This window comes from Pseudoalteromonas rubra, from assembly GCF_001482385.1.
GTDB classification, from domain to species: Bacteria; Pseudomonadota; Gammaproteobacteria; order Enterobacterales; family Alteromonadaceae; genus Pseudoalteromonas; species Pseudoalteromonas ardens.
This window is the reverse complement of sequence record NZ_CP013611.1, coordinates 422,569-434,702: the sequence shown is the minus strand read 5'-3', so window position 1 is coordinate 434,702 and position 12,134 is coordinate 422,569. Positions and strand designations below refer to the sequence as shown.

At 45.7% G+C, this 12,134-nt stretch carries 9 protein-coding genes; all 9 read right to left on the bottom strand.

Annotated features, from left to right (window positions below):
* Positions 1 to 104 precede the first annotated feature (104 nt).
* The 9 genes from AT705_RS01905 to AT705_RS01870 all read right to left on the bottom strand — a co-directional run bounded on the left by AT705_RS01905 (position 105) and on the right by AT705_RS01870 (position 12,067).
* Positions 105 to 1,472 (bottom strand): DUF1329 domain-containing protein, encoded by a 1,368-nt coding sequence (locus tag AT705_RS01905; protein WP_058795243.1) that lies wholly within the window; start codon positions 1,470 to 1,472, stop codon positions 105 to 107.
* A gap of 11 nt (positions 1,473 to 1,483) precedes the next feature.
* Entirely contained in the window at positions 1,484 to 3,601 is a 2,118-nt protein-coding gene (locus AT705_RS01900) for a DUF1302 domain-containing protein (protein WP_058795242.1), read from the bottom strand.
* A 236-nt stretch (positions 3,602 to 3,837) separates the two neighbouring features.
* A complete protein-coding gene (locus AT705_RS24765; protein WP_010386048.1) occupies positions 3,838 to 4,059 on the bottom strand; it encodes a DUF2835 domain-containing protein in 222 nt (73 codons plus the stop codon).
* A 42-nt stretch (positions 4,060 to 4,101) separates the two neighbouring features.
* The gene (gene pepN, locus AT705_RS01895) at positions 4,102 to 6,693 is read right to left on the bottom strand and encodes an aminopeptidase N (RefSeq protein WP_058795241.1); all 2,592 of its coding nucleotides are present in this window, start codon (positions 6,691 to 6,693) and stop codon (positions 4,102 to 4,104) included.
* Positions 6,694 to 6,881: 188 nt separating this feature from the next.
* Positions 6,882 to 8,354: a Na+/H+ antiporter NhaC gene (gene nhaC, locus AT705_RS01890; RefSeq protein ID WP_058795240.1), complete on the bottom strand. Its 1,473-nt coding sequence runs from the start codon at positions 8,352 to 8,354 to the stop codon at positions 6,882 to 6,884.
* Between the two features lie 242 nt (positions 8,355 to 8,596).
* Positions 8,597 to 10,633, bottom strand: coding sequence for a carboxy terminal-processing peptidase (gene prc, locus AT705_RS01885; protein WP_058795239.1), 2,037 nt, complete (start codon positions 10,631 to 10,633; stop codon positions 8,597 to 8,599).
* A 10-nt stretch (positions 10,634 to 10,643) separates the two neighbouring features.
* Positions 10,644 to 11,315, bottom strand: coding sequence for an RNA chaperone ProQ (gene proQ / locus AT705_RS01880; protein ID WP_010386041.1), 672 nt, complete (start codon positions 11,313 to 11,315; stop codon positions 10,644 to 10,646).
* Between the two features lie 8 nt (positions 11,316 to 11,323).
* Positions 11,324 to 11,608, bottom strand: a complete 285-nt coding sequence (locus AT705_RS01875; protein WP_049863160.1) for a hypothetical protein — start codon at positions 11,606 to 11,608, stop codon at positions 11,324 to 11,326.
* Positions 11,609 to 12,067, bottom strand: coding sequence for a GAF domain-containing protein (locus AT705_RS01870; RefSeq protein ID WP_058797883.1), 459 nt, complete (start codon positions 12,065 to 12,067; stop codon positions 11,609 to 11,611).
* Between the last annotated feature and the right edge of the window lie 67 nt (positions 12,068 to 12,134).

Genomic DNA, 12,134 nt, shown 5'->3' with positions numbered 1-12,134 from the left:
GTACTCGATAATTAGTGTGAGAGAGAATAGGAAGTGCAATTTCAGGAGCTACCAATGTAGCCCCTGAGAAGTAGTGCTGTGCCGGTATTAACCGGCAGCTATGCTTATCGTCTACCCTCGCGACGTAAAGCGCTTTGTGTAAACTCATTGTCCTGGAAAGACTGGCTGAAGTCGTACATTTTCTCTTCATTATCCAGGCCAATAGCCAGGTAACGACGAGAGTTCAGGTCATGATAGACATCCAGCGTACTCCAGTGAGTAGGCACATCATAGTAGTTCAGGCCGTGGGCCATCGCTACGCGATACATTTGATCGCGGTTGTCATACAAATCTGCAACGTGGATCTGCCAGCTATCCTCATCAATGTAGAAAACACGTTTCTTATAGATGTGGCGCGTGCCCTCTTTCAGGTTTGCTTCAACAACCCAAACGCGGTGTTTCTCATAGCGAACGTGTTCCGGTTTTACGTGACCGGCCATCAGAATATCGTCATACTTTAGCTTATCACTGTGCAGTTTGTAGCTGTTGTACGGAATGTAAAGCTCCTGCTTGCCTTTCAAGGTCCAGTTATAACGGTTCGGTGATCCGTTGAACATATCAAAGTCGTCTGTCGTACGCAGGCTGTCCGATGCTGTTCCCGGTGCGTCATAAGCAACGTTTGGTGCGCGGCGAACACGACGCTGGCCGGTGTTATAGGTCCATGCCTGACGTGGTGTCAGGATTTGGTCCATTGTTTCATGTACCAGCAGAGCTGTTCCTGCCAAACGCGCAGGTTCAGTTACTTTCTGCTTAAACTTAAACAGGACATTAGATTCTTTCAGTTCGGCAGGTGTCGCATCAGGATCTGAGTATTTTACTAATAGCTGCTCGTCGAATCCGATGATGTTGTAAGAGCCTGATGCCGTTGGCATTGCCTGGCCGCCATAACGTGCAATCGACAAACCACGATAACGTAACAAGTGGTTCCAAATGGCTTCTAATCCGTCTTTAGGGATCGGGAAAGGAATACCAATTGCGGTGTCTTTGATCCCATTACCATCTTCAATTAGCTGTGCCGTTGCAGCATACTTTTTAGTTGCATCATAAACAAACTGAGGATAAGCAGCGCTACGACGAGTTGGGTAAACGTGCATTTTGAACGTATCAGGATAAGTATTAAATAAAGCAACCTGCCCCGGGCTTAGCTTGTCTTTATGCTTGTCCAGATTGGTCTTATCAATGGTGAACAAGATTTTATCATCTGCAAAAGGATCTGGATGGTGCATGCCCACTTTATAACCCGCAGGTGGCTTGGTAATCCCACCATTCCAGGCGGGAATACTGCCATCGGCATTACCTGCTTTTTCTGCTCCAATTGGAGTCAGATCCGCGCCTAAACGCGCAATTTCTTCAGGGGACATTTTCGCAAATGCACCCGGTGCTGCCATCATTGTTATAATTGTTGCAGCAAGCATAGTAGGTTTTCTAAACATATTGAAAGCCCTTAGATTGAATACTTGATATTAAATGAAACGAAATCACGATCTGAGAATGTGTTGGTCTTGCCACCACCCCAGAATGCGTTATAGCCAAAGTCAAATGACCAGGCATTTTGGTAGTTAAAGTTCAGCGTCAAACCAACCGACTTACGATCTTCCACAAACAGGAACATTGGATCCGGCGTGATACCATTTACGTCATGAGAAAACACGATACGAGGTGACATGTTAACGCCAGCAAATAAGTTGTTGTATTCGCCTTTCGCAATTAAACGATAACCCCACGCAGACGCCGTTGGGAATGGGTTTACTTCAGGACCATTCGAGATGGCCATATGCAACAGATCATAGCTTTGACCGTTAACACCTTCAATAGTCCCACTTCGGCCGGTACCCGCAACGTTTAAACGCAGCTCATCGTAACTCGGCATGTCCTTAATGGTGACACCACCGACTTCACCGACCAACGCCCAGCTATCTGCACCCAGTGATGGGCCGAATAAATGCGTTGCTGTGAATTGCAGTTGCATTGTGTCTTTCAACACATAACCCTGCGCGATTGCTCCAGGCTCTACATAAGCGACATCGTCACCTTTACTCAACTGAGACAAACCAGCGACGTCTGTGCGAATGCCAGCCAGAGCGAGTTGTTCCAACATACCCGCATAAAGCAACTCTACATCGTCAATCTGTAAAGGTTCGTCTTCGCGATAAGCAAACTCACCAGAGAACGCCGTTTCACCAATTGCGGTATTGAAACTCAAACCGTACAACTTAATGTCTTCTGGGTATTCAATCAGACCTTGCGTAAATGCATTAAGGTTTGTGAAATTCTCATCATTTAACGTGTTGTTCTTAATATAATCTAGGTCCGCAGCAATCGCATCGCTGGTAAAGTTAGACGCCTTACCAGAGATCAGAGGACGACGGGCATGATAGTTGATGTAGTACAGCGCGAACTCAGTGTCGTTCAGTTCTGGGGCAAACATGCCCAGACGAATACCAAACTGACCACCATCCTGTGGCTCTCTCTTACCATTCAGACCTTTGCCTTTCAGTGCCACTTTGGTCGGGTACGCCAGATACATTGAAGTCAGCTGTGAAATAGCAGCTTCACTTTGCAACACATTTGGATCTGTTACATCCAGACCTTGCGCGGCCAATGCCCCCTTCCAGTTTGTATGAAGGTTATTCAGCGCTTCAGTCAGGTGCGCCAAATCAATATCCGGGTTAGCTGTGAAGCCAAGCTGGATATTCTGGTTGTAACCATTCTCTGACGCAAAGTCGTTGGTAGAGAAATAACTACCTGTCGCAGGAAGGCGTGTTTCATGCCATTCGTACTGATAAAAAGCTTCCAGCGTCAGGTTATCGGTCAGACCCAAAGACGCCCAAAACATACCAACAGGAATGAAAGCTTCTTTTAGCTCTGCACCTGGCGCTTTAAGACGGTCAATATCAACCGGGTTTACGTTGATACCGTGACTGATCAGGGTACTTTCACCCCAGTTTACGACCTGACGACCCAATCTGACTGATAACGGGTTTTTACCATTGTTAATGTCGAAATCCGCCCACACGAACGCATCAAGCAAGCGAACATCGGAACAAACCTGCTCTTTGGTGTCGTCATCTGCACAGGGATCGACTTTCTGTCCAGATACCGGATTGTTGTAGGCAAAATCACCATCTTCCATCGCAAAGTCGTAAAAGTACATGAAACGAGAGAAGAAACCGTAGTTATCTTTAGTAATACCTAGTTCGTGGGTGCCTTTGAGTAACTGAGAAAACGTGTCGCCTGAATCGAAATTCAAATTACCAGCGTCACCGTTATTGGAGTATGCACCCTGTTGTGACCAGATCTGAGAAGATGAATAAATGGTGTTGCCCAATGAAGCGTTATAACCGGTCCAGTTATAACGAGGGTGATTACTCTTACCAATGTGATCAAAGTCACGGTCTTCTACACGAATACTCTGACCGTAGGAAAACGTGGAATCAAAGGTCACATCAAAATCACCAACTTGGAACGTGGCGGCTTGCGCAGCAGTGCCAGCGACACCAAGACATGCGGCACTCAGGCCCAGCATTATCTTGTTCTTCACAAAGCGCGATGTTTTTATCATTATTTCTCCCCCCTTTGGCGGGTAATTCTTATCAAGTTATTGTTTTTTGTTGTCGTAACGATAGAAGCGATAGCTGTAAATTACAAATAATACGCGTCTGATCGGTGCATTTTTATCTCATTGGAGCGTATTTCACTCATGGTAAGACGTCCTACCAGAGTAGTTATAACACGTAATTTAAGTTTAAAACAAACCGATTTAACAAAAATACTTTATGTCTCGTCGCATAATTGTCATCAAACTACTTTTTCCAGGGCTACGAAGCGATTATTTTCATCAAGCAACAAACGAAAGCGTCCACGGACGCCTAATGTCGATACATGCCGCCTGATATGATGGGCGGGAAAGCGGATCCGCTTACCCCCATCCTCTACGACTTGTATAAATTCGACATGCCCGTGGTAATACGCCATACATTGTTCATGGCTTAAATCCATGTAAAAGTAATACTCATGCATAATGTGGATACAAACCTTTACACATCTCGAATAAAAGCACCTCTAATTCAGTGCTTTGTCAATTTTCTCATACAGATCGTCACTCAGTTCAGGTAGCCGTGCCAGTTTCTCTAACTGAGCTTTCATTAACCCTTGTCTGGTGTCATCAAAACGCTTGAAAGACAGCAAAGGCGTAATAATTCTGGACGCATTTTGCGGATTGACCTGGTTTAGCTCTGCAATTAAATCACCAAGTAACGCATATCCTCGACCATCTTTGCGATGGAAGTGCCTTGGGTTACCCCGTGTGAAAGCACCAATCAAAGCACGTACGCGATTTGGGTTGGCTTTATCGAAACACGGGTGGTTGTACAGGGATAAAATGTTGTCGATGCAATTGTCATCACTGCGGCTCGCTTGCAATGCGAACCATTTGTCCATTACCAGCAGATCTGACTGCCACTGTTTGTCAAAGTCATCCAGTAATAACTGAGTCAGCACATGATCAGCGTTGACAGCCGCTCTAAGCGCCCCCAATTTCAACGTCATGTTATAACTCTCACTTTGTGCCTGGATCCAGCCTTGGATTTGAGGATCTGACACCTGTGCGAGGTAAAACAAACACTTATTCTTCATGGTGCGGATAGCGACTGCTTTCGCCTCAAGGCTACCATCATCCTGTAGCTGTGCATAAACATCACGCCAAACTGATTTCAACTGGGTCGCTATCTGGCACTCAATGGTCGAAATAGCTTGCGCCAGCTGTTCTACCGGAATAGGCGTGTAGTCAGCACTCAGGGCATCAAAGCCAGGCACAGTGAATAATTCCGCGAGGATTGATAAGTCTCCGCTAAGATCATCAAGCAGCATGCGTAGTGCCTGAGTTAAGCTTTCTGGTAGCTGATATTCATCGAACAGCTGAGTGTTCACCAGTGACTTAATCTCAGCTTTATAAAGCTGCTGAATGGCTTCCCAGCGTGCGTAATCACTGCTGGCATACTTGGCAATGTGAAGCAGCTGATGTTGCTGATAGTCATAATTCAAAACACAAGGCGCTGAGAACCCTTCGAGTAGCACAACAACTGGCTCACTCTCCAATCCCGAAAAGACATAGCTCTGCTGTTTTTCGGTAAGCTCAATTACTTTACCCTGTTTGGCAATGGACTCTGGGATTGCTATCACCTCTCCGTGTTTATCCAACAACTCAACAGCAACCGGAATATGCAAAGGCGCCTCTACCGGATCATGCTCTGCGTGGCTTTGGACCAAATGCAGCGTAAACTCGCCTTGTTGCGCATCAAAGCTCGTACGTGCGCTAATTTTGGGCGTACCAACCTGGTTATACCAAAGTTTAAACTGGGTCAGATCTTTGCCATTGGCATCACTCATCGCTGCGACAAAGTCGTCACAGGTTACTGCCTGACCGTCATGACGCTCAAAATAGAGCTTCATCCCCTTCTGGAAACCAGCTTCACCCAGGATGGTGTGCATCATGCGGATCACTTCTGCACCTTTGTTGTATACGGTCACCGTGTAGAAGTTATTCATTTCGATAACTTGCTGTGGGCGGATTGGGTGGGCCATGGGCCCGGCGTCTTCAGCAAACTGATGAGTACGTACCGTGTTCACCGCATCTATCCGGTTCAACGCACGCGAACCCAGATCACTGCTGAATTCCTGATCGCGAAATACAGTCAGCCCTTCTTTTAGGCTCAACTGGAACCAGTCACGACAAGTTACCCGGTTCCCCGTCCAGTTATGGAAGTATTCGTGTCCGACTATGGACTCAATTACATGAAAATCTCTGTCGGTAGCCGTTTCCTGATTGGCTAACACACAGGCACTGTTAAACACGTTGAGTCCCTTGTTCTCCATAGCCCCCATGTTGAAAAAGTCCACCGCAACAATCATGTAAATGTCCAGGTCATATTCTAAATCAAACCTTTCTTCATCCCACGCCATGGCCTTTTTCAATGATGCCATTGCATGCGGCGCTTTACTCAGATTGCCCTTGTCTACAAATAGCTGAAGGTCAACCTGGCGACCTGAGCGTGTTTCAAATTGATCTGTCAGCACATCGAAGTCACCAGCAACCAGTGCAAACAAATAAGACGGCTTCTTAAACGGGTCTTCCCAGCTGACATAGTGACGACCATCTTCCAGCTCTCCACTGTCGACCTTATTACCATTAGACAGTAGATGTGGCATTTCCCTGGGTCCGATGATCTTAACCTGGTAGGTAGTTAGCACATCGGGTCTATCGAGGAAATAAGTAATTTTTCTAAACCCTTCAGCCTCGCATTGCGTGCAATAGGCACCATCTGAGAGATATAAACCTTCAAGAGAGGTGTTCGTAGCTGGCGAAATGGTATTAACGATTTCGATTTCAGCGCGCTCACCCAGCCCAAATAGTTCCAGGCCAGTCTCATGTAGTTTGTAATCTGAGTGGCTTTGTCCATCCACTGTCACAGACTGAAGGGTCAGCTCGATACCGTCCAGCATCACAGACGTTGCGCCACCCAGTGATAACAGCGTAAACCGGGCTGTCACTTTGGTATTTTGTGGATCTAATTCGAAGCTTAAGGCAAGATTCTCAACTGCATGTGAGGGAGGCTGATAATCATGCAGGTATTTGGCCTGAGGTTTTGAGGTCATGACAATTCCTATTATCAAATTACAGGTGCTAGCGTCACTGACATAACTGAGCACAATGAAAAAATGAGTACAAATCAATATCTTTATTGTAGAACGGCCCACGCTAAGGGCAAAGGGATTTATGAATGTGAGACGTGCAAAAGCGCCTCAAATTCAATGAGGCGCTTTTGTTTCTTTTCAGCTCTGGACTATGCGTCTGGCGCTGCTGCGCCCTGCTGCATCGCTTTGGGTTTGATTTTTAAAATCTTAATACCCAGGTAAGCGTATACGATTGCCAGGAATGGATTGATTAGGTTAAAGAAGGCGTAAACCGCATAATCAAGTGGGTTTATTAACAACACACTTTGCATATATGCCCCACAAGTGTTCCAGGGGATCAAAGGACTTGTAATGGTACCTCCGTCTTCCAGCGTTCTGGACAGGTTCACACTTCGCAGGCCCCGTTTCGTATATTCTTCTTTGAACATACGACCAGGCACCACAATGGCAATATATTGATCCGCCGCGACCAAGTTAGTACCAAAACAAGTTGCGACCGTAGAAGCAATGAGTGAACCCGTGCTCTTTGCCACTTTTAGAATGCTCTTAACAAACAGCTCAAGCAACCCGGTTTTTTCCATAATGGCACCAAACATCAGCGCCGTCATAACCAACCAGGTCGTCGTCAGCATACTCGACATACCGCCCCCGCTGAGCAAGTCATCCATCTTGGCGTTGCCTGTTTCGAGGCTAAAGCCATCAAAGAAAGTGGCCCAAACCAGCTTGAAATGACTGACCAGGGCGCCTTCGTCCGGATTTACCTGACTCGCTATCAGGTCGCCCTGGAACAACAATGCCCAAATCGCACCAACAACGGCACCAATAGAGATAGCAGGAAAAGCTGGCATCTTTTTAATTGCAAGGCCGAGAAGAATAACCAGAGGTACGAGGTTAACTATGCTGATATTGAAGTTACTTTGTAGGATCGAGGCAATCTCATCAATTTTACTCGATTCACTCGACACATCAGCATTGAACCCCATAAAAATAAATATAATTAAGGCGATAACAAAGCTTGGCACTGTGGTCCATAACATGTGCTGAATATGCTCGAACAAATCACTGCCCGCCACCGCTGGCGCTAAATTCGTTGTTTCTGACAATGGAGACAGTTTGTCACCGAAGTATGCACCCGAGATAACCGCTCCGGCAGTCACCACAGGATCCAATCCCAAGCCATTAGCAACCCCCAGCAGGGCTACACCTATGGTTGCGGCTGTTGTCCAGGAACTACCAATACTCATGGCAACGATGCCACAAATCAAACACCCTGCCGCATAAAACCACGACGGATGGATAATCTGTAATCCATAGTAGATTAAGGTGGGTACTGTACCGGAAAGCAACCAGGTTCCAATCAAAGCACCTACCATCAGCAGGATCAGGATAGCTCCCAAAGAGATAGTGATCCCTTTAATCATCGCTTCTTCGAGTGTCTTCCAGGTAAAACCATTTTTAAGCCCGATCAACGCAGCTGTAAAGGTAGCAAACAGCAGGGCTATCTGGTTTGGCCCTGAAGAAGAATTATCACCGTACAGGTATACAGCTGCACCTAACAGGCTCACCAATACCACAATAGGAATAAAGGCATCCAAATAGGATGCTTGTTTTTGTTGTCTCAAACCAGAATACTCCTTCGCACTTAATGGAGTGCTTTATTATTATCTCTGCCGGGTCAGTTCACTGTTAAGTACAACACATGAATCTGCGCCCAAGACAGCGCCAGGCAAGTTCTTGCCCGACTATTTTTAATATTGCAGCTGACAATAATAACAAATTTCCCACGCACTGGTAACGAAAAAAGGCGCTCAATGCGCCTTTTCGTAGTTTAGCCTTCTGTACGTCTTGTTTTGTTAAACCGTCTTCAGTTAGCCGTATTGTTTTTTGCCAGACGACCGTAATTGATCAGGTCTTGCGTGATCAGAGCAGCCTCTTCGAGGTATGGGTCCAGCTCGGCAATGATCTCTGGTACGTCATCCAGGTCTTTTACCGGTTCCTGTCCCAGACGTTTCAGCCGCTCATTGGTACGCTTCAGTGCGCGCTCATCGCGTTCTTCTCGCTCTTTTGTACGCTCAGCTTCAACCAGCGAAATAGCAATGTCGTCCTTCTGTGCTTTGTATCGCGCGATATCGTCGTAAACATAAGCAAATTCAGGCTCTTTGGCAATACGGATCCCATGGCGCTCATTTAAATACTTGATGGTCTCACTTAAATCATCCAACTGTCGATATTTGGCTCTAACAATGCTGTCCCATGGTAATGCATTATCTTCCTGACTTTCGCCCCACTCGGCAGGCTCAACCGCTGAAGGCAGTAAAATGTCCGGGATCACCCCTTTATTTTGCGTGCTGCCACCATCAATACGATAGAACTTAGCTATGGTATAAGTAATACTACCAAGCGCATTGTCGAACAGGTCGTAGGTTTTTCGCAAACCACGGTGCTGCTGTACTGTGCCTTTACCGAAAGTTTGCTCACCAATTACTACAGCACGACCATAATCCTGCATCGCTGCTGCAAAAATTTCGGATGCCGACGCACTATAACGATCAACCAAAACAGTCAGAGGGCCATCATAATAAGTAACACCATCACTGTCTTTTTGAGCTTCAACACGGTTATACGCCGTATGAATTTGTACTATCGGACCTTTGTCGATGAATAAACCTGAAAGCTGTGTAGCTTCATATAATGAGCCACCGCCATTTTGTCTCAGGTCAACGATAATACCATCCACATTTTGCTCTTTGAGCTTGTCGAGCTCTCTTTTAACATCTTTTGAGAGGTTGTTGTAAAAGCTTGGGATTTCAATCACGCCCACTTTGCTGGTCAGGTCCGAGTAATTTGCTTCGAATACTTCAGACTTAGCAGCTCTGTCTTCGAGACGAATTTTATCCCGTACGATTTCCACAACTTTAGGCGTACCATGCGTATCGCTGCCTTTAAGGTATTGCAACCTTACTTTGGTACCTTTAGGACCTTTGATCAGATCAACAACGTCGTCCAGGCGCCAGCCAATCACGTCAACAAACTCTTCGCCATCCTGAGCCACACCAACAATGCGATCGTCCGGCTTAATTCTTTCAGTTTTATCCGCGGGGCCACCCGGCACTAAGCTGCGAATAATCGTGTAGTCTTCATCATAACCCAGCACGGCACCAATACCTTCCAGTTCAAGTTCCATATCCATCTTGAACTGCTCTGCACGACGCGGTGACAAATAAGACGTGTGTGCCTCAATGCTGCGCGCAAACGCATTCATTACAATCTGGAAGGCATCTTCGTTATTGGTTTGTACCAAACGTTTGATGGTATTTTTATAACGCTTGGTGAGGATCTCTTTAATACCAGCCCAGTCTTTACCTGTTAGTTTGAGCCTCAAAGCATCAGACTTAACGCGTTGACGCCAATACTCATCTAACTCGGCCTGAGTGCTGGCAAATTGCATGTCTTCTCTGTCAAAAACAAACTCGTCTGGCTTGTCAAACTTCATTTCTGTCTCTAACAGAGAAATAGCATAGGTAAAGCGCTCGTAGCGACGCTGCATACTGGCATTGAACATCTCGAAGGCAAAATCGAGTTTGCCTTTTTTGAGCGCATCGTCAAATTGCTTTCTGTAGCCCGCAAACTTGTCGATGTCTGACTGAAGAAACAGAGATTTATTGTAATCTAAGTTTTCGATATAGCGATCAAAGATCTGCTCAGACAGCGCATCGTCAAGTTTAAAGCGCTTATAGTGTTCACGAGTAAATTTACTGGTTACCCTTTTGGTTGCCGTCGCATGCTGGATTTCAGGCTCCAGTACAGGAATGTCTTTTTCCGTTACGGTCTGTGTTGCAGCTGAACACACGCCAGATACAAACAGTGCGATTGCACCAATTAAAGGTAACTTATTACTCATACACTACTCCTTAAAGAATAAACAGGCTTTCTGCTTTTGTTTTAACTTGCATCCCTGTCACTAATTCAACATGAACTTCGTCTTTGTTGACTTCAGTGATGGTTGCATTAACTAAGGCCTGTCCCAACTTTACTTTAACCTTATTATTTACCTTGACCTCATTTGCCGGAAGAGGTTCAACTTTACCTGAGCTACGACGCTGCTGTTGCTCTGGTTTAGCATTAACTTTAGCGTTTTTATTGCCGTGACGGTGCTTGTTCTCACCGCGAGATTTGTAAGATTTTGTGTCACCATCGCGACGACGCTCACCACGACCGTCTTGTCTTGGACGTTGCGGCTTCTTACGTTTAGCCATTTTAGCACGTGACTCTTCAAGTGCTTTTTGAGCATGCTCTACATGTTCCTGCTCAACTTTCTCGGCATCATTGCCGTCCAGATCAACACGAAATTCATTGTTAATCACGGCTTCCAAATAGCGCCACGAAGAAGTGTACTTACGCAACGCCTGACGAACCTGAGTCTTACTGACTTTTTCAGATCCTTCAATTCTGGCGGCAATATCTTTGAAGATGCCGACTTTAAGCGGTTTTATACCGTCTTTTTGTTTAAAACACTGAGGAAACTCGGCATATAAAAAGTCGAGAACCTCTTTGATATCTTTTAGCTTGTTTGTGGTTTCCATGTCTAAACCTATAGTTCAATATTATCATCAAGAGATGACTGAATGTAATGTGTAACCCAGTCAATGAGTTCATCATACTCGGCTTCGACTAGTGCCAAATCGCCGCGCAGATGCTCCCATATTCCATTTATAATTAAATCAATTTTCTCGCAGGACAGATCGTCAGGTAGTTGCTCCCAGGCTACGTGGATAAGCTCATTTAACGTCTCTGCGACACGCTCTTCTTCTCCTTCCCAGTCTCCGACATCGAAGGTGGAAAACAGATAATCCTGAACGTTTAATAGTTCTTTCATTTATAAGGTACCTTCAAAGCATTTTACCAGTGCTTCCAGGCCCATTTTATCTTCATCGTCAAATCTTGCCAGACTCGGGCTATCAATATCTAAAACTGCAAATAGCTCGCCATTTCGTATTACGGGGATCACAATTTCAGAGTTTGACGCAGCGTCACAGGCAATATGACCATCAAAGCTGTGCACATCCTCAACCAGCTGAGTTGTTAACTCAGCTGCCGCTGTACCACATACGCCTTTGCCTAATGGGATACGAATGCAGGCGGGATTCCCCTGAAAAGGACCCAGCACAAGTTCGTCAGTACCATCTAAGAGGTAAAAGCCCGCCCAATTAATGTCTTCCATTGAGGTAAATAATAAGGCGCTGAGGTTTGCCATATTGGCGATGTAGTTGTGCTCATCACCAATCAGGGCCTGAGCTTGTAGGCTGAGGGTATCGTAGAACTTTTTCTTCTGCATTGCGGTCATTCAACAAATTTACATAAGAGGTAAAGGTACTCTTTCAGGCAGCTAAATGAAACCTTTT